Annotated in this window: 8 protein-coding genes; 4 read left to right on the top strand and 4 right to left on the bottom strand. The window is 53.2% G+C overall.

Annotated features, from left to right (window positions below; all coding sequences use genetic code 11):
• The first annotated feature begins 9 nt into the window (after positions 1-9).
• Complete coding sequence (locus C5Y83_RS09770) at positions 10-2,226, top strand: site-2 protease family protein (protein WP_105329484.1); 2,217 nt, start codon at positions 10-12, stop codon at positions 2,224-2,226.
• A gap of 14 nt (positions 2,227-2,240) precedes the next feature.
• Here C5Y83_RS09770 and C5Y83_RS09765 read toward each other — a convergent pair whose 3' ends face one another.
• Entirely contained in the window at positions 2,241-3,128 is an 888-nt protein-coding gene (locus tag C5Y83_RS09765) for a hypothetical protein (RefSeq protein ID WP_146117729.1), read from the bottom strand.
• 442 nt (positions 3,129-3,570) lie between these two features.
• On the opposite strand from C5Y83_RS09765, the gene C5Y83_RS09755 reads away from it, so the two are divergent.
• From C5Y83_RS09755 to C5Y83_RS09745, 3 genes are all read left to right on the top strand, one after another.
• Positions 3,571-10,506 (top strand): beta strand repeat-containing protein, encoded by a 6,936-nt coding sequence (locus C5Y83_RS09755; protein ID WP_105329481.1) that lies wholly within the window; start codon positions 3,571-3,573, stop codon positions 10,504-10,506.
• A 169-nt stretch (positions 10,507-10,675) separates the two neighbouring features.
• Positions 10,676-16,027, top strand: a complete 5,352-nt coding sequence (locus C5Y83_RS09750; protein WP_105329480.1) for a protein kinase domain-containing protein — start codon at positions 10,676-10,678, stop codon at positions 16,025-16,027.
• A 185-nt stretch (positions 16,028-16,212) separates the two neighbouring features.
• Positions 16,213-17,430 (top strand): FHA domain-containing protein, encoded by a 1,218-nt coding sequence (locus C5Y83_RS09745; RefSeq protein ID WP_105329479.1) that lies wholly within the window; start codon positions 16,213-16,215, stop codon positions 17,428-17,430.
• Positions 17,431-17,542: 112 nt separating this feature from the next.
• Here the strand turns inward: C5Y83_RS09745 and C5Y83_RS09740 are convergent, their stop codons facing one another.
• From C5Y83_RS09740 to C5Y83_RS09730, 3 genes are all read right to left on the bottom strand, one after another.
• Entirely contained in the window at positions 17,543-17,833 is a 291-nt protein-coding gene (locus C5Y83_RS09740; protein WP_105329478.1) for a PAAR domain-containing protein, read from the bottom strand.
• A 49-nt stretch (positions 17,834-17,882) separates the two neighbouring features.
• Positions 17,883-20,225, bottom strand: a complete 2,343-nt coding sequence (locus C5Y83_RS09735) for a type VI secretion system Vgr family protein (protein WP_105329477.1) — start codon at positions 20,223-20,225, stop codon at positions 17,883-17,885.
• Positions 20,226-20,369: 144 nt separating this feature from the next.
• Positions 20,370-20,861 (bottom strand): Hcp family type VI secretion system effector, encoded by a 492-nt coding sequence (locus tag C5Y83_RS09730; protein WP_105329476.1) that lies wholly within the window; start codon positions 20,859-20,861, stop codon positions 20,370-20,372.
• Positions 20,862-21,163: the final 302 nt, after the last annotated feature.

The raw sequence follows: 21,163 nt of genomic DNA, 5'->3' as shown, positions 1-21,163 counted from the left end.
TCGGACATCGTGTCGACATCTACGACTCAATCCGAATCGATTCTTCGCACCGGCGTCCGCGTACGTCCTGACTTGATCTATGCGCAGCGCAACGAAGAGGAGGGCGAGACTTGGGTCGTTAAAGATCCGGTTACTCTGCGTTATTTTCACTTCGGTCCTGCCGAGGTATTTATCATGCGCCAGATCGATGGACGCCAGGGACTCGCGGCCATCAAAAAGCAATATGATGAAGAGTTTTCACCTCAGCGGATTTCGCAGCAAGAGATTATTTCATTCTGCCACCGACTCCATCAACGTGGTCTGCTCGTCGGGGCCGCTGAGAACCAAGCCGATACTTTGCTACGACGAAAGAATAATCAGCGGTGGATGCAACTGGCCGGCTTACCGCTTCAAGTGCTGGCTATCAAGCTGCCAGGCGTGGATCCAGAACGTTTTCTCTCGGCAACGCAGTCGGCCGTTCGCTGGTTGTTTCATAGAACGACGATTGCGATTGTCTTGACTTTGGCAACACTTATTCTCGTTCTGGGGCTATTAAATCTGGAAGTGATCACGGCGCGGCTACCGGATCAATCTCAGTTTTTTCGTGGCGAGAATCTCGTGATTCTATTAGTCACGATGGCTTTGGTGAAAGTCCTTCACGAATTGGGACATGCCTACTGCTGTAAGGCTATGGGAGGTGAGTGTCATCAGATCGGCGTCCTTTTCATGGTCTTCACCCCGGCGATGTACTGCGATGTATCCGACGCTTGGCTCTTTCCCAAGCGGTGGCAAAGGATCATGGTCTCGGCCGCGGGTATGTACGTGGAAGTTATTCTGGCAATCGCGGCCTTTGTGCTGTGGTACTTTGCTCAGCCAGGTGCGATGAGTGAGTGGCTATTGAACATCGTGTTTGTCTGTGGGGTGAGCACCTTGCTAGTGAACGCGAATCCACTGCTGCGCTACGACGGATACTACATCTTGGCGGATGTTCTAAACTTACCCAATCTCAGCACCCGCGCGAGCGAAGCGTTGTGGATGCCGGTTCGTAACTGGTTTTATCGACGGCCTCGTTCGCAACCCTATGAACCAAAATGCGTGACACTCCGGATCTATGCAATCCTCGCGATCATTTATCGAACCTTGGTGTTCGGGCTGATCTTATGGTTTCTTTACTTGGCGTGTCGAGCCAACGACATGGTCCCGCTGTGGCATGTGGTAGTCGGATTGTTTCTCGTTGGCATCGGTCTGAAGCCAGGCATGATGTTGTTTCACTGGCTACGACGGCCCACACGAAAGGGACAAGGGATGCTCAAAGGTCGCGTTCTTGGGGCGGCCTCGTTGCTGGCGGCCATCGCGACGGGAATCACATTCATTCCGATTCCGACACGGATTCATGTACCGGTGATTGCTGAGATCAACTCCGACAAGAGGATGTATGTGCAAGTCGATGGTCGTGTAATCGAAACAGTTCGTCCCGAGCAGAGAGTTCAGCCAGGGGATGTGTTAGCGGTTCTGCAAAACGACGAATTGGCTACCGATCTGCTCAAGACCCGCGGCGAAATCAAGCTTCAACAACAACATTTGGCAAGTTTGAAGTTGCGTTTGAACAGCAACTCCGAATCGGCGGCTCAGATCCCCACGGCAGAGTCCGCATTGCAGGACCTGTTAGAACGCGAATCGGCTTTAATACGCAAGGTCGATCAGTTGACGATTCGTGCGCCGGTCGAGGGCGAAGTGATCTCGGCTCCCAGGAAGATGGACGATATCGATTCTGATCGTTTCTTACCTACTTGGTCAGGTAATCCGTTGGACGTCGCGAATCGAGGCTGTTTCTTACAACGAGGCGACCTGCTGTGCTTGATCGGTGATGCGAAATCGATTCGGGCACGTTTGTTTGTGAGCCAAGATCAAATCGAGCTTATTCAGCCAGGCGATCAAGTTGCGATCTTGTTCGATGGAATGGCGACCCAATCGGTGCAGGGAGTACTCCAGGATGTTTCGACCGATCAAGCCGCAGAGGTGCCGCGCAACTTGTCGATGAACTCAACGCTGGCGATCGAGCGTCGTAAGGATGGCACACTGAGGCTGGCTAACGGATCTTTCTCCGCCACGGTTGAACTGGAGGATCGCGGCAAAACTGCTATTTTACCAGGTACCATCGGTCGAGCCGTGATTGTCGGACGTTCGCAAACCGTTTGGCAGATTGTCGCTCGATTCGTTCAGTTGAACTTCCGCTTCTTCTCGTAACCGTAAAGGGCGACTTACGGAAACGCTGCACCTATGCCGCTATAAACGGCGCCGGTATAAATAATGCCGCGCCAGCTGAACGGCAACCCATGGCGATCGTGTGGATTGCAGTCGCCAGGCCGATAGTGCCCCAGCGTGTAAATGCGTTCGCAGGGAGCGTTGACGCCCATCTTGTAAGGCAATGCTAACGTGTTGGCGAAGAAGTGAGCCGCTGAGTAAACGGGCTGCAAATGCATGTGCTGATTGCCGTACCGCTCAAGGTTGACCTCTTCGAAGTACAACGGCCGATGATAGAACGCCGGCGCTTCCCAGGCAGCGACCATGGGGTACCAATCGTGGTGATAGCCGTAAGCGTAGTTTTCGATGGGTTCCTGACTGAATATCTTGCCAGCGATGTTCTCTGGTGGAGTAATCTTCTCGCCGTCAATAACGTAATCGTATGTGCGGCCGATGCCGAACTCGTCTGGAAGGCGACCGTCGTACAACAACTCGCGATCGGTTGGCGTCAGCTTCTTGAAGAACTCGTTGCTCTTGGAGGATAGTTTGCCGCGATCGTTCAGGATGGAAGTCGGGCTCAGCGGCATGGGAGCTGCCACTTCGAGCGGAGTGTCCTGGACTACGGGGGCATCGTCTTCGGCTGATTGGAAGCCACTCAAACTCGCGGCTCGGACCACTGGCTTGAACGCACCTGGCGTCGTCGCGGCTGTCACGCGAATATTCGCATCGTGGACAACCTTGGGGGCCGCCTTTTCTGGGGCGACCGCCCGGATACGGAGTTGGGACTGGGGAGATTTGTCGGCAGCTATAAGGGAATTGACCAGCACCAACGAAAGCAGAAGCAGCACAACCGTTTTGCCGGATGTACCGAAGCAAATCTTTTGAATCTGCATGACGCTGGGCATTGCGACGGATCCCTCTTCAGAATTGGCACTTGGTAGCAGCGCCGATTGCGAGCCAGTCCGCACCAGACATGGCATCACTGGTAGTTTCGACTGCCGCAATTCCTCACCCACACATTTATGAGGAGAAGCAAGATGGTTTTCCCAGTTGTCCTAAGTTTACAGCGGCGTGTTTCGTGCGTTCCCCCCGATAGAAGATGGTGTCTATGGCAGGTGATCCATCAGAAGACATTAATTTGACGTGATTTAGGGAGATGAAATCGAATTGAGAGGAAGTTCATTGACATGCTACCAGAGCGTGACTTGAATGAAATTCGGTCTCCTGAATCGTTAGATTGGGGGATTTGCCTAAAAATGGGCCAGCTTCTTCCTGGGAAATTTTGAACGTCATTCCCTTGCCACCCATTTGGGCCTTCTTCTCCGCCCCTATGTCGAGCAGCAAATAATGATATCCAAGAGCTTCTGGCAACGACTCTTCGGCCATTCCGCCAAGAAGATAAGAGCTCAAGCCGCTTTCCAGGAGCAGTTCGACACCAAGCTACAGTTCCGCGAACTCGAACCACGCGTCGTGCTGGCCGCCGATGCCATTTACGACTCGGTTGGGAATACTTTGACCATCACGGTCGAGGACGGGGACTCTGTGGAAATTGGTCGAGATGGAATGGACAATTTCCTATTCGTCGACGGCCTCACGAGCAGTTCAGGGGATGGCGTATTCGCCGGCGGCAAGTTGACGCTCGATACGACCACCCTGACGTCCATCACAATAACAGATACCGATACCAACAATTCCGCTGTCCCCTCGATGGTCACCTTTTTGGCTTCCTTGTCGGACGGGACCGATCTTGATTTGACGACAAGCTTCACCACGCTTGAAAATGTCGACTCGGTCTCGGTGGAAGTCGGTTCGGAAGTACGCGTCGGCCTGATCGATTTTCTTTCAACCGGAACCAATACCGATGATAGTACGGTTAGCATCGATGGGCTGATCGTCGGCGACGTGAATGTCGACGCCAGCAACAGCTCGGGAAAATCGCTGAGCGTTACGAGTTCGGCTAGCGGCAGTGTCACCGCACCCAGCTTCACGATCAATCGCGATGCAACTGCCGGCGCAGTCGATATCGACTTGGGACTAGGAACCCACGACCTCGATACGCTTTCGCAAAGTTCAACAAGCGATGAAGTTAGTATTGACTTAACAGATGCGGACGAGATCGAACTCGGGGATATCGTCGCATCTGAAATCACGGTCGTCGCTGGCGGAGCGATCCAAGATACGGCTGCCACGCACATGGAAGTCTCCGGAGCGGCTTTCTTCGACGGAACAGAGGTTACGCTTAACAGTTCGGCGGCTGGGCACGATTTTTCCAGCCTCACCCTTAATACGTCGGTCGCGGATGCCAAGGTTGCCGAGTCCAATGGGTTTGCCTTCGACGGAACGAGTTCCATCGCAGGCAATCTGGCGATCGAAACGGGAGGTGCTATCACACAGGCCGGCGGAACACTCACGGTTGCCGGCTCGTCGAATTTTACCGTGGCCGACAATGCGAATCTTACCCTCGATAAGGCAAATGATTTTGTCGGCGAGATTTCGATCGTTGGCGAAACCGAGCATGCCGGGACGGTGACTATTAACGATGACAGTGGCGGTCTTACGCTCGGCTCGATTCACGCCAAGGTGCTTGATGTCACCTCGGCAGGGGCCATCCTCCAAGGGAGCGGCGAACTAGATGTTACGACGACCAGCGATTTTGTCGCCGGCGGCGCAATCACTCTTGAAACGGCCACCAATCAATTCGCCGGCGCGGTGACTGCGGACTCCAGCGGATTCGGGACTTCGCTGGCCGATACTGACGCGATTATCTTAGGGGATATCACTTCCAGCTCACTCAAAGTGAATGCAGGCGGGTCGATAACACAAGTCGCGGCCACGAAGATCCTCACGGGGACGGCCGACCTCACATCGACGGGCGGCACAATCACTCTCACGAATGTGGGCAATGATTTCACGGGCTCCTTCGATGCGGATGGGGCGATCGTCTCGGTAACGGACAGTACCGCGATCGAACTAGGTGAGATTTCGGCCACGCAATTGACCGTAAATGCAGGCGGTGACATCTCGCAAACCGTGGGTGAACATGTGGTGGTTTCAGGGGAGACTTCACTGACGGCAACCGGTTTTAACATCACGCTCAGCAACAGTGACAATGACTTCGGCGGTTCTGTCGATGTGACAGGATCAAAGGTCACGCTGGCCGATACTAATTCGATCGAGCTCGGTGAGATGTCGGCCACGGACCTCATGGTCAATGCTGGTGATGCGATTACGCAATCTGCCTCGGAGAAGGTAGTTGTGACTGGCGAAACGTTCCTCTCGGCGACCGCTTCGACAATCGCGCTAGCGAACAGCGACAACAACTTCGGTGGCTCGGTCGATGCGAGCGGAACAACCATTTCGCTCACCGACATCAATGCCATTGAGCTTGGTGAGATTGCGAGCAGCAAACTTACGATAAACGCTGGCGGGGCCATCAACCAGACGGCTGGCGAGAAGGTTGTCGTATCTGGATTAGGAGCTTCGTCGTTTACTTCCACGGGCACGATTACGCTAGAAAACTCCGCCAACGATTTCACGGGTGCGGTCTCGGCCAGTGGGTCGAACGTTTCGCTGGTCGATGCCAACGCGATTCAGCTTGGCAACATCACAGCTAATTCCTTGACCGTCATGGCTTCGATGGGTGACATCACGCAAGCAGGCGGTACCTCACTCGATATCGCTGGGACGACACTCGCTAAAGTAGTAGATAGCTTCGACGTGACACTGTTTAACGCAGGGAACGACTTCACTGGTGCCGTCTCGATCGATGGTATCAACGCTCTGGATGTTCCGAACGAAGTCAAACTGCAAGACGTTAATGGAATAGTTCTTGGTAATATTGATGCGAACTCACTGGAAGTCTCCGCTGGGGGGCTCATTTCGCAACTTGGTGGAACGACGCTAACCGTTCCAGCCATCACGCTGACATCGAATGATGCGATAACACTCGGGAACGTCGCCGCAACAACGTTTAGTCTCTCCGCAGGAGACGCAATCAGTCAGGCCGTTGGGACTTCAGTAGCGATCAGTGGCACAACGGAAATCTCCGTAGATAATGGAGTCAATGTCACGCTCTTCAACTTGGGGAACGATTTCGGTGGTGCCGTTTCGGTTCTTGGAAATTCAATGGGGGATGTATCGGCGGCGGTGATGGTCAAGGATGTAAACGCTTTGATCTTGGGAGACATCGCCGCCGATTCCCTCTCTGTTATGGCCGGAGGTGATGTCACGCAAGCCGTCCTGAGTAAGCTTGACATCGAGACGACCACCGAAGTGATGACCGACAACGGTTTCAACGTCATTCTATTTAACAGCGGCAACGACTTCGGTGGCACGGTCACGGTAACGGGTAATCTAGCAGCGGATGTGCTGAACAAGGTTCAGATCCATGACGTGAATGAGCTGACGCTTGGTAGCATTCGGGCGAATGAATTCAAGCTGGATGCGGGTAGCGACATTGATCAGCAAGCGGCCACCACAATCTTGGCAGGAGCTACCACAATTACCGTTTCTGACGGAGGCGATGTCACTCTCTTCAATGCCGGAAACGAGTTTTCAGGAACCGTCTCAATTACGAGCCCAGGAATGGGTAATGCGGCAGGTGACGTAAAACTGATGGATGTAACCGGACTCGAGCTTGGTGACATCGTTGGGAATTCGCTTGAGTTGGAAGCGAACGGCGATGTTTCGCAAGCAATTGCAGCTACTCTGGATATTGCCCAGGAAACCAACATTCGCGTTGGGAATACGGCCAACGTCACACTATTCAACGACGGTAATGAGTTCGTCGGAGCCGTTTCGGTGACAGGGATTGGCTTATTAGATCTGCCGGACTCCGTCAGGTTGAAGGATGCCAACGCCCTGATCCTTGGCGATGTGGTGGCAAAGTCACTTGATATTGCTGCTGGTGGCGATGTTACCCAGGCGGTGACCACCACACTCGATATTGAAATGTCGACCACCGTCGTGACAGCCGATGGTGCCCAGGTCATTTTGTTCAATGAAGGAAACGATTTCCGGGGAGCCGTATCGGCAGTCGGCAACGCCGCAACCGATACTCTGAGCAAAGTCATGATTCGGGACGATGCCGCAAAGCTCGGACTTGCCTTGACGCTGGGGGATGTTCGCAGCGATGCGTTGACCGTACGTGCCGAAGGTTCCGTCAATCAGTTGGCCGGTTCTAAGTTGTTGGTTGGCAACACGACGGATGTCTCCGTGGCAAACGGTGGTGACGTTGTGCTGTTCAATGCCAACAACGATTTCGGTGGCGTGGTATCGATTCTGGGGATCGACCCAGTGGCCGATACACCAGGTGACGTCTCGATTCGCGACGACGTGGCTGATGGCTCCAACATCGCGCTGATGCTGGGCGAGATCAAAGCGACGTCACTCGATATCAAGGCGGCCGGCACGATTACCCAGCCGAACGATGGTAGCACCAAGATCGTCGTCACAACCGGTTCCACCGATTTGGAACTGACCGCAAAGGGGGATATCGACCTGCGATTTTCTGATAACGATATCTTTACCGACACCGGACTTGGCAAGGATTTCACGGTTACCCTGGGAGGTGTCCCCTCCAATTTAGAAAACATCTATCTGCGCAATGTCAGTGTTGGTGCCATTATCCCGAGCGGTGATCTGCCGATCGCGTTGGCTGGGGGAACCATGGGGAACGTGACGTTTGACTTCCCGAATAGCCCGGCCGTCGATTTGTCAGCGATCAAAATCACAGGCGAATTGAACGTCCTCCTTGATGGCGACCTGACGCAAAGTGGCAACATCTTCGTAGGACATAATGCAACGTTCGACGCCGGTTCCATTGTCCTGGCCGAAACGAACGATTTGATTGTGGTCGATAACGCCAGCTTCACGACGGACAAGGGTAACATTGAGGTCGGCGTAGTAAGCACTCCTCTTAACGCTTTCACCCGCGGCACTCCCTCCGCTACGGATACGGCCTTCGGGACAATTACCTTCTCCGCCGTCGACTTCGGCTTGACGATCGCCGAAGGGAGCCCGGGCGGTGATGCGAATCCTGGGATGAATTTGACTGGTGACAACGCTGGAGCGTCTGTCGTTCTTACTTCCAGTAAGGGAATTGAAACCGATGCATCATCGTCGTTGACCGTGAGTGGTCTTTCCAGCTTTTACGCCCAAGCAGGCAATTTGCAGCTTGGTAATGGGACGGACGAAGCTGTCGATCTGCGAATTGTTTACGCGGAAGCCAGCGGAAATATCAGCATCCACGAACAGGCTGATACGAACGGCTTGATGGTCATCGATGGTACGCAGGCCAACGCAATTCTCGCCATGAAGAGTGAAGGACCGATCATTCAGGTAAATGACTTTCGTTCTGGCGCAGTCCTCGATAACCACATCACGGCGAATCAGGCGGTCTTTCATTCGGGAAGTGGCGTTCTACTGACGTCCCTCGATGTTAATGTGTTGGCAGGTTCCGCCGATGGTACGCCGCTGTTTGTTACACCAGGGGCTGTTTTCGACATCGCTTCGGCAGGCTTGGACGGAACGACGGGCCTGGGTGGAAATCTGACGACTGACGTAATCGATGCTGACCTGCCCGATGAAAACTCCGACAAGTTCGCGGCTGGGGCTCGGGCCGATTCTTTTGTCGATGGGGTAGGGGAGAATTACTCCTTCATCGCTGTGAACGACGGCAACTTGACGATCGCCAAGGTCAGTGACCCATTGGGAGACATTGGCGAAGTCAACGGCATCGAAACCAATGGAGCCATCGCCGGCCATGTCTTCTTAAGAACGACCAACTCTGGCGATCTGGCATTTGGCGCTGCTGGATCGTCGCCAATTATCGTCGATATGACCAATTCCGGGGTAATCACGGCTTTGGCGTCTGGCAACCTGACGATCACCGACGGCTTTAGCCTGCACTCCAGCAAGGGTGCTGGTGGCGTTGGAGATCTCTTCGCGGTGGTATCGAAGATTGTCGAGTTCGACGACATGAATTTGCCACCTCCGAACACTCCGTTTGAGATCGACGATCCCGCATCTTGGGGACCAGCGTATGTACGTATCACCGGAACGGTCGATAACTATTTATTAGATACTTCGACCGGGTTCGATTCCGAGGCAATCTACGTGCTGACTCAGTTGGGTGAAGCGGGCGAAATGGATTTCGTGCTGGTAACCGATTGGCGACAGTCGTCGATGCCACCTGAGCCAGCTGTGCTCGACTTCGAGAATATCGTAGCGGTTGAGTTCGCAGAGAATATCGATGCACCGACCAACATCGTCTTCTTCTATCCCTGGGAATTCGCTACCACCCATGCGTCGGTCAACATCGCTGTCAGTGCTTACAATAGCCCGCAGATCAATCTCTACGAGAACGTCGATGCGATGACGCCGACAAATCTGAACGTCGTCAATGACAGTTTCCGGATGTACTTCAATACACCGATTGATAATGTGCCGCTGATGGAGGCGTTCGTACCGCCGCCAGCCCCGTTTGTGGCTCCTGTGCCGATGGAAGTCGCTCAAGCGATTATCAGTAATTCGATTATCGAAATCTCAGGTGATTCCCGCGTTGCGACCCCAATCGATGGCGTAACCGTCGTCGAGGTCAATCCGAATGACCTTGATTTAACCATCGGCGACGAGATCAAACTCGACGGCGAGTTCATGACACTCGACGCCGTGAAGGAATTGATCCAACGCGACGAACGTTTCCGCCCAGGCTTGTATCGAATTGCGATCGTTTACCCCGGTGTTGAGCAGCCTCAGATTTCCTATTACGAAAAACAAATTCGGGCCACGCCAGAAGATATTTTCGGTAAGAGCCCAGTTCCAACTCCTCCGAAAGCCGAGGCCCTCGTTGCTGGCGAAAAACGCGAGAGCCAGCTTTCGCCTGAGGAAGTTTGGGCTCGAGAGTACGACAAGTGGTTCCCATCCGTGCTAATCGAACGCGTCCATGGCGGGGGGGAACAGCCAGCCCCTGGTGAAGCTGACGTGCGGCAAGGGATGATTCCAACTGAGGATCAAATCCTGGTCGACCGTGTTTCGATGATCGATTTAACCGACATCGAGCAATTGGCTGATCGGATGCGAGCCAAGCGTATCCCTGTGCGAGAGACCCTCAACGGCGTGATGCTGGGTGGAACGTTCCTAATGGCCGCAGCTGCGTCTCGGCAGAATTTCGCTGACGAGCAAGCCAAAGAGTTCGAGGAAGAGAAGGTTCTTCCGGAAGACGCAAAATTAAATGGGAATTCGCGCGATCGACTTCGCCGTCGAATGCGACAGTGGCTTTGATCGTAATCTAGGTTAAAGAAGCGTACCGGCAAGCCCGCTTCCTTGGGGACGGGCTTGCGGCGCGTTATCATCCAACCGTTGGGATTATGCCGTTTCTAACGAATCGGTAGAGTCCTGCGACCGTTTATGGACGCAGGCTCGCGAGTGCATCGAATCGGGGACCTTCTTCATGTCAGATTTCAAATGCCCTAAATGCCATGCTGAATTGCCCAGCTTTCAGCAAGTGGCAGGTTTTTGCCCCTACTGCGATGCGAAATGGGAGGGTAGTTCCGCTGGTAAGGAAGATGATGATAATTCCGTAACGCTCAATCTCGACGCTGCTGACGTACCCCAGCCAGGCACTCCTGAACAGACCTTTGAAGAGTTCGAACTGACAACGGAAGGTTCGACGGTTCAGATTGAAGACAGCGAGCAACCTTCGCCAGACGACACAAATCAAACGATCGATCTTCCCAACGCGGCCCAGGTGGGCGAAGAATTTCTGAATAAAGCCGGTAATGCCGATCTTGGTCAGACGATCGAATTTGGCATCGAAGATACCTCTGCCACGATTGCCTCGGATAAGTTGCCAGGCGCGGACGATCCGACGAAGACGGCAAATCTGGAAGATGCGGACGTCAACAATCAAGCCACCATCGAGCTTCCCGCAGGCGGCAGTAGCGAGTACATGCAAACGCTGGAGCTCGACGACCAGACAGGGGAAGATGCGGACTACGGTCAGACGATCGATATCGACGAGAGTAATCGTCCGGCTAGTCAGGAAGATTTACACGTTACCTTTGGTTCCAAGCCACTTTCGCCTAGCGATGTCAAACGATACTGGGGAACCGGCGAAGGTTCGCCGATGGAAACGATGCGGACTGCGACAGTCAGCAAAGCGAAGGAACTGGGGGTCGATCTGCGCCGCCGAGTTCTTTCCGACCAGGAAGAAGGGTCGGACTATGCCATTATCAATCAGATCGGCAAAGGAGGCATGGGAGTTGTCTATGCCGCCAAACAGAAAGCGCTCCGTCGCCGCGTTGCTGTCAAAACGCTGAAACGAGATATCGGACAGCGCGAGGATGATCGTGCTAAGTTCCTGAGTGAAGCCGTGATCACTGGGCATCTCGATCACCCAAACATCGTGCCGATTCACGAGCTCGGGCAGACCGAAGACGGTACGCTGTTCTATTCGATGAAGTGCGTCACCGGAACCGAGTGGCACAAGGTGATTCGCAACAAGTCGGAAGTTGAGAACCTGGAGATCATTCTTAAGGTCGCCGACGCCGTAGCATTTGCTCATTCGAGGAATGTCATTCACCGCGACTTGAAGCCTGAGAACGTCATGCTTGGTGAGTACGGTGAAGTGCTCGTGATGGACTGGGGATTGGCTGTCGACCTTAGCCGAAAAGAAGAGTTCACCATGGGGGGAACTCCGGCTTACATGGCACCTGAAATGGCTAAAGGCCCGCTTGAACGGATTGGCAAGTGTAGCGATATCTATCTGCTGGGGGCGATGCTTTACGAGATCGTGACAGGCTTCCCGCCACACGCTGCATCGTCCATTACCGAGTGTCTAGTCGCTGCGGCTCAAAACGTGATCGTTCGCTCGGATACGACCAGCCGACTTAAGAACATCGCGCTAAAGGCGATGGCCACTTCGCCCAAGTTGCGGTTCAACTCGGTTGCCTTGCTACAGGAAGAAATACGCAAGTATCAATCGACCGCCCAGAGTATCGAGCTAACCAACAACGCTCAGAAAGAGCTCGAAACCGCGAAAGAGACGGATAACTACGAGTTATTCTCACGGGCAATGTTCGGCTTTGAAGATGCTTTAAAGCTGTGGAGCGAGAACGATGCTGCGGACAAAGGTGTCCGTGAGGCTCGCTTGGAATACGCTCAATGTGCGCTGAAGAAGGCCGACTTCGACCTCGGGCTTCAGCTGGTCGGGCCTGACGACGCCGACGAAGAGCCGATTTACACGGCGCTTAAGAAAGCAAAGGCAGATGCCGAACGGACTGCTCGCAATGCGAAGATGGCTCGCTGGATTGCTGTTGCGTCGCTCATGTTTGCCTTGATCGGTGCCGGCGTCGGGCTTTTCCTGATCAACGCCCAACGTGAACGGGCAGTTACCGCCGAGGCGTTGGCGAAAGGGGAACGCGATCGCGCGAATGACGAAGCTCAGAAAGCTCGCGACGCTGAGGCTGCCGCTAAGGTCGAACGAGATCGTGCCAACGACGAGGCGACACGTGCCAACGACGAAGCCGACAAAGCGCGTATCGCCGAAGCGGAAGCTAAGCGACAAGAGGGCATCGCGGTTAAGAATTTACAAACGGCCAACGAACTGGCAGACGCACTTAAGGTCGAGCAAGCCAAACTGCAAGACGCTCTGATCGACGTTCGCCTGCAAAAGAAACTCGCGGACTTTGCCGGGATGTTCTCCGAAGTGGGGCTCGCTCAATCGAAAGTGGAATCCAACGATATTTCCGCGGCCCTCAATCTGCTTGAAAAGGTTCCTCAAGAGTATCGGGGATGGGAATGGAATCACCTGGCCTATCTTTGCCATCCGAACGTACCGCATGCCACCTTCAATCGCATTGCAACTTCGGTTGATATTTCTAGTGACGGTAAATGGACAGCCATTGGTACTAATGGGGATGGAATCTACATGTATCCTACTGGCGAACCAATCGAAAACGCCAAACCTGTCCATCTCGCTATCCCTGATTGTCGCATCACGGTGCTCAAGTTCTCACCCGATAGCAAAGAACTTTGGATTGGTACCGATCATTCACGCAAACACCTGATGACATGGGGCCTTAAGGGAGAACCTTCGCTGGTCGATCTGCCAGGCCTCGACAAATACTTCCCGTATCGCGAAGTGCGTTCGATCGAATTCGGCTCGCCGAAGAATGACGACGTCTACGTCGCAGCAGGCGGTTTTATTTACCGAGCAAACAGCAAGTCAAAAGAAGCGGTGACCGCTTTGACGGCCATGAGCATGTATGACATTGCTGTCTCGCCCAATGGCAAAGAGTATTTGCAAACTCAGGAATATGACGGCCGATACATGGTTCGCCGACGTACTGCTGATGAGAACAACGATATCATCGCCGAACTTCAACTCGACGATCCAGCAGAGCATTGTCAGTACCTATCAGACGATCGCGTCGTGCTGGCCTTGTCGGACGGAAGCCTCCTTGTTTGGGATGGCGGACCGAAGGGAAGTGAAACAACGATGTCGCTTCCATCGCAAGTTAATCAGTTACGGTTCAATCATGATCGCAAACAACTTGCGGTCGCCTTGGTGGATGGTTCGGTCATGTTGCTGGATGTTGATCCGCAGATCGGAGCAATGAAGCACTATAAAACGCTACGTGGTCATCGCGGTGCCGTATTGGATTGTGCTTTCCATCCATCGAAGCCTGAGATCGTCTCGGCATCGGAAGATCAAACCGCGCGTTTCTGGAACTATGAAACGTACGAAGATCAACTGGACGTAGAACTGCCAGCCAGCGTGCTCTGGGCTGGCTTCTCGGATGATGGGACCAAGTTTATCACCGGCGATCGTACTGGCGCCGCGAAGGTCTGGAATTCTGCTTCGCAGAGTGATCAGCCTCAGGTGACACTGCGTATTGGGGATTGGGACCGACAAAACTTCGCCGAACAGGCCATGGCCATTCCCTCCGGGACTGGCGACTATTTGCTAACCGCAGACCCAAGTGCCGGTGTCGATGTTTGGGACATTAAGAAGCAGAACATCATCTGGCATAAGGATACGCTTGGTGGTTCGCGTCGCATTGCTGCGATTCCTGACACCGAGCAGTTCGTCTTTGTCGAGGCCGTTGCAGGCGAAAACGGTAACCTGCAAACCATGATTCGCTCTGCTCATACCAATGGAAAGCCTGGATTCGACGTCGAGTGCAAAGTCGAAACCAATCAGATCATGTCACTTGCGGTATCGCCTGGCGGAAAGTACCTGGCGCTGCTGACGCCGGTGTGGGTCCAAGTCCATAAAATGCCAAACTCTGAGGACAAGCAACTACCTGAAGAGCCAGTCTGGCAAATGGACGCCGCCGGTGTGAAGCAAATTGCGTTTCAATCGGATAGTGTCTTGATGATTGGGAATCCGATCTCCTCCGCCAAAGGTGCCTTGGCGATGGTTGATTTCATCAAAGATGAGCACGTCTTCGATTTCCCTGCGACCGAATCTGGCTCGCCATTCTTGCTGTTCTCAGTCTCGCCAGACTTAACGCAAGCTGCCGTGGTCTATCACAAGTTAGAAGGTGCCACCGGACATGGTCCTTCACAGGTCTGCTTGTACGATTTGAAAACTCAGAAGCTTATCAAGAAGGTTTCCAGCGAAAGCCGTGTCACGTTCCCTTCGCTCTCAAAAGACAATCAAGTTATGTATTTTGTCCTTGCCCGATCAGAGGATGGGACCGATGTCGGCCGCTGGGAAGTTGGTAAAGATGATTTTGAAGTTTGGAATCATGCTCAGATTGGCGATGCCGGTTCGCGCCTTGGTGAACGTCATATCGCTCGCGTGGATTCGCTGCCGAGCGACGACAAACATATCATGGTGACTTACTACAATCGGGATGTCGAATTATGGGAGTCGAATACCGGTACGAATACTGCCCGCCTTTCCACGACGCGGCCCGTGATTTTTGCCGATTTCTTCGCTGACGACCAGAAAGTCGTCACTGTGCATCTCGATGGTTTGGTGCGGACTTGGGATGCGGCATCAGGCAAGCTAGTTAACGTGTTCGACGTTGGCTACCAATCGCTGCAAGGTGCCACCCTGGCTGGCAACATGCTGGCCGTCGGTGGCAGTGGCGAGGAAGTCACCGTGATTGATCTGACGAAAGCAGAAGCTCGACCGCCATGGAGCAGTGCAGGTGGCGAGGTCGACGCGTTGACTTGGCTGCCAGGCGAAGGCAAACGAAACCTACTTGTGGCAACCAGTGCCATGCAGAAGCAAGCCGGAAGTGGAGAAGAGCTTATTGGTAGTTTACGAATTTACGATCCGACTTCCGGGAAGCCAGTTGGTGAACCGTTTGCCACACATCGGGGGCAATTTGTCAGCTTAGCCGTCTCTAGTCAAGGAATGCGGATCGCAGCCACAAGCACAGACAAATTAGTTCGTCTGTGGGCAGACGTTCCCATGGACAAAGTTGCGACAACCAAGCCTCGTGAACTGCCTGGGCACTCAACAGAGGTGACCGGAGCGGCATTCTCGACGGACGGACAGCGGCTTGTGACGGGAAGTTCGGATGGCGCACTAACTGTCTGGTTTGTCGAACAAACCGATGTGGGTGCTGCCAAGGACGATCAATCTGGAAAGTCATCGCTAGTGGTGCAGGAATTTGTTCCGCTGAAGGGACACCGTAAAGCGATCTCCTCGATTGTCTTCTCACCGGACAATCGTATGCTACTAACGTCATCACTCGATCGTCAGGCCATTCTATGGTTCTCGACCGAGATGACTCCGGAGCAGCAAAACGTGGCAATCACTGATGCGACAGCCAATCAGCGATAGCGTTGGTCGCATCGATCTATCTGGATGCATTGAGCAATTTGCTGCCCTATTTATGTAATTTTCCGAAATCAGGTGGCAAATCCCAAAAAACCCTGCAACTCCGATTCGCTCTTGTTGGATAATTAGATGAGGGGTTATTGGAGATCTGGGCAAGCGATCTTCCTCTGCTCACGGAGATTCGTTAATTGCGACTAGCGCTTCAAATTTACTCGACAAACTACGGCAACCGGCGTGTATGGCTGGATGCCTCACAAGTGGTGCGCGTAGGTCGGACACCTAAGTCTGAGCTCACCGTGCCTGACGATCCCCACCTCTCTGGTGTTCATTTCTCGATCGCACGTGAAGGAAATCAGGTCATCTTAAAGGACCTGCAGAGCCGTAACGGTACCTTCGTCAACGGTGCAAAAGTTGGCACCGCGATCCAGCTTTACGATGGTGATGTCATCGTCGCTGGAAAGACCCAATTCCAAGTCGTCATGCTGAGCGATCTGCCCGGGGAGACTTCCGGCGGTATCGCACCACCGCAGACGGCAGGGCAAGCTGGCCAGTCATCCGGTGTGTTCCCGTTGGAATATGATCGCACCGAATCGATTGCCCCAGAGAACAATCCGTTCTTCCAAGCAAAACAGAATGCGAAGCACGATTCGAAGAACGTTCAAAACTACCCGCGATTGAGTAGTCACACATTTAAGAACGCCCGCCGTAATGCTGGTTTGGGAAGTGACTACGTTGACAATCGCCCCGAACCAATTTCGCAAGAATCGGTTTCCGGTAAGGAACTTCAGCCCCAGAGCATGATCAGCAATCCTTCGCTTCCACAACGATCGCTCTCGGCCGCGGAACTCGCCCAAGGACTGCAGATGCGTTACGAAACGCGTCTCGCTCCATCCGGCATGACATACTTCTGTCCCCGGAACGAAGTGAAGCCACCTACAGATGTGGCGGACTTTATCGGGCAGAATCGATTTCTGTACGCGATAGTCAACTACGGACGAATGCAGCCGCAGCAGCAGCCTGGCTTTTATCAGGAGGCGATGGCTGCCGGGGCCGTACAGATATCGAGTACACAGTTATTGATTGCCAAGCAGGATGTCGCGGCGTTCCATGGCATTATGCGTCAGTCGTGGGGCCAGGACGCATTGATCTGCATGACGAGCCGGTTGAATAAGCTTGATTTTGTCAGCTTGGCTTATCGACTGACTAACGAATTAGCGAGCCCTGCTGAGCTTCTGAATCACTTGTACTCAGATGGCCAGTTTACAAATTATGGCTTTCTCGACGGCATTTCAGCGATCTTGCTGGAGATCGAGCGAGGCTCTCGCTGGGTGATCTTTAAGAACGACCAAGAGATTCGCACTTGGCGAACCCTCGGCTTGCCTTGCCCACCCGAATTAGTCGGCTAAGGTCACTCGGCTGAATCGAAGTGATCGACACGCCTCTTCAATCCACGAAAGAAAGCCGCTAAGTGATTAGCGGCTTTCTTTCATGTTACTTCGGTTGTCAGGCGGACGCTCGTTAGCCGCCGATCAAGACCTGCGGAAAGCCCATTGCGATCGCTCCTCCGTGGGCAGTTGTATCTCCCATGCGAGCCGCCGGCATGTAGCCGATCATCACCGAAGTCGATCCCTTCGCGATCGTATCAGGTGGGCCCACGCACACGGCCATGTCACCAACCCGCGCGGCCGGCATAAAGCCGATCAGCACATTGGGTGATCCCATCGCTACCGGGCCCCCGACGTGTGGCACGGGGCCAGGGTTGACCAACGGACAGGTATGCATGTCTGAGATGCGAGCTGCTGGTGGCATAATTTTTTCCCCATGAGCGCGATGGTTGGAAAAGTCTGCTTCTTACTATTTATTCAGGAACTGACTTGAAGCCGGTTTCTTCGTTGTGGGCTTCGTTTGGTTCGGTCGGATCGGCTTCTTCGACGTTCTGATCTGGCTTATCTGGCGATGAAGGACTGCTTGGACTACCAGGCGAAGCAGACGATGCCGAGCCACCGCTGTTGATGTTGACCAAGGTTCCTTGAATGAAGACACCAGCTGCGTTGATGTTGATAAAATTACCACCGACTTTCAGCGAAAGTGATGCACCAGCTTCAATATTGAGGGCCATTCCCGACTTGACGTTGATTGTCATGCCGGCATCCACGTCCCAATTCATGCCCGCTTTGGTTTTGATGTCCTGACCTGCTTCGGTACTTATATCCGATGAGGCTTTTGTCTTTGAGTTCCCCTCAACGGTAACATCAAGCGATGCTGACTTTTGTTTCCAGTCACCATCCACGGTAACGTGTTGCGCACCTTTGATCCAGGTCTTGGCGTCTCCTTCGTTGGTCAGGCCCATGCCGTCTTCGCCAATCAGGATTCCGACCTGCTTCTCGACGACCAACGCCATATTTCCTCCATTGTCGGCTTCGCCGTTGCCGATCATCATCGTGTGGTTGCCCTCGATGTGCTCGACCTGGTTTCGTTTTACGTTGATCTCTTTGTCAGAGTAGACCCGTTCGAGTTGTTTGCCAGTCTTATCCTTATCGCCATTTTGCGAACCAATGATCTGCGAGACGTTGCCTAAAACCAGCGTTCGCGAATCGTTCAAAATCCGCTTGTCGAAGTCCCTCTGGGCATGGATGAAGATTCGTTCCGCGTCCTTCTTGTCGTCGAAAAACAACTCATTGAAACCTTCTCCTCCTGGTGACGTGTTCGTCTTGAAGTAGGTTTTGACTTTATCATCCGGCAGGGTGTAAGCCGTCTTCTGAATCTCGTTGTAGACAGATCCAATCACGAGGGGCCGATCGGGATTGCCATCGAGAAAATCGACGACAACTTCCTGACCGATCCGCGGAATCGACATGAACCCCCACTTCTTACCAGCTGAGGCTTGAGCAACGCGAACCCAGCACGAGGTTTGATCGTCGGGCTGCTTGCGGTCGCTATTCTTGGGACGCGCCCAATGGAACAAACACTTGATGCGCCCGTATTCGTCGCAATGAACTTCTTCTCCTTGGGGACCGATGACGGTGGCCGTTTGGATGCCAGAAACCGTTGGACGGGGCGTAATCCGCGGAGGATTGAAGGCCATGTCTTCCGGCAAGCAGGTGAATGTATTGGAGTACTTGGTTCCCTCGGCGACACCGGTTGTGTATCCCGGATTCGAGCCGACATGTTGGACGGAAACAATTGCGAACTTCTTACCGTTGTCGCTTTCTGCCCGCTTCGACGTGAGTTTGAATTTGCCTCCAGCGCAAAACGACCGGCAGTCACTTCCGGCGAAAATACGATCGAACGAATGCTCTTCTTCGCCAATCCGCACAGTGGCGACGCCTTCCCCGTTACTTGTTCCACTACTAGCGGACTTAGAGTCGACGAAATCGCCTGGAAAGTCGTACAGTTCGTACTTTTTGAATTCACTGCTCAGCGTGTTACTGATCTTGGTTTTCGCGTCGGTTTCAAAATTGAGGTATGGTTCTTTGAAATTATGATCTGCATGTGTCCACTGCCCGGAAACAAACTCGTAACGATGTTCCCAGTCGGTAATTTCTGGGCCGCGATCATGGGTGCCGGTCGAAGTGCTACGATGAATCGGTTCACTCTCCATCACGTCAAAGTAGGCACCTTCATGATCGGCCAGGATTAGTTGATCGCTGTTCGAGCCATCTCCAGAGGAGTCGAAGAAAAAGAAAATACCGGCTTGTTCCATCAATCGGCAGACGAAGTTGTAATCGGTCTCTCGATATTGAACACAGTATTCAAGCTTGGGATAGTAGTAGTTAAGCTTCTTGGTGAACTTCGCGATACTCGCGAAGGGTTGGCTCTTAAAGACCGCTTCGATGATTTCAGGAATAGTCTTATCTTCAAAGATCCGGCAATCGGACGTTTGCGTCAAAAACCATAACCAAGGAACCAACTCGGCATGGAAACCGACATGGCTGTGTCCTTGAAAATCAGCCGAGAAGCGGTTGATGTATCCCTTGATATGACGCTCTTGGTCACCAACGTAGAAGCGAATTGAAGCTTCTTTGTTGATAATTTCTTCCGGCTTATGCTTGCAGTCTTGCGATTGCCGACGCGAAACGAGTGTCAACTGAAAGTTGGTAAGCTTTGAGATCCCTTCGTGACCGTTAAAACCTAAGAGATAGAAATCCTCTCCTAGGTTGCCTTCCAAGGAAAACGGGCGGTGCTCTTGAGCATCATTCATGGCGACTAAAGCATCCGAAGGTGATGTGGTAGATGAATCACCAATGGGCGAACTGCGCAAAGGTAACGTGATTGATTAACGACGAAAAAAAACGCAGAGGAAAGCGAAATACGCTTCCTCTGCGTTTGAATTTCAGAGCGGTAATTAGGTCGAGCCTTCTTCCAACTTCCAGGTCGATTCGACCTTACCTTGCTTCGCACCATCCTTACCGTACTGGCTGTACGTAACTTTGATTTCTTCAAAGTTCAGCGAGAACGATTCGAGCGGCACCGTGCCGTCGGAGTCGACGGTTGCACTGAACGAGTGATTGGTGACGATCGTGTTCTTCAGTTCGTACTGCAGGTAAGGCAGACGCTTCGAGGTGTCGCCCAACGACTGGACGAGGTCCAACTTGACGCTGGGGTAGGTCTTGCCAGAGGCAACGGCTTCGATCAGCTTTGGGGTGGACTTGTCCAATTCCTTGGTGCAGATCAGGTCGTCGAAGATCGCACTTTGAACGTTACGCGACGAACCGGAACCACCGCGGGTAACCATGCGGCTGATGTTCGTGCTGATGGTCAGCAGGTTAATCCAATTCTTGTGCTCGGCGTCAGTGCTTTGCCCTTCGATACCGTCGAAGAAAATGTAACCAGCCATAACTAAACTCTCCCTCTAACGTGAAATGTAGTTGTAACGATGGAATCGGCTTTGGTTCTGTTACCAACGCGAAACCCCTGTGTGTAAAACTCAGGTTGGCCTCGCTTCCCCTGAATGTATTTAGGTTTACGGCGCATAACGGTTGGCGTTGCGTGGAATTGAAAAAGATTCCAGGGATTTCCCTCGGCGGTTGAGAGCGACATTTCTTAGTCGCAGTAACATGTTTCGCATAAAGCATTTGCGATGCTTCGGGTGGCCTGGGTAGCGCTGGTAATCCTACGCGTTGGGTAGGAGTTTGAACG

The sequence above is a fragment of the Blastopirellula marina genome, from assembly GCF_002967765.1.
GTDB lineage: Bacteria > Planctomycetota > Planctomycetia > Pirellulales > Pirellulaceae > Bremerella > Bremerella marina_A.
The sequence above is the reverse complement of the archived record's forward strand: the minus strand, read 5'-3'. Positions and strand labels throughout refer to the sequence as shown.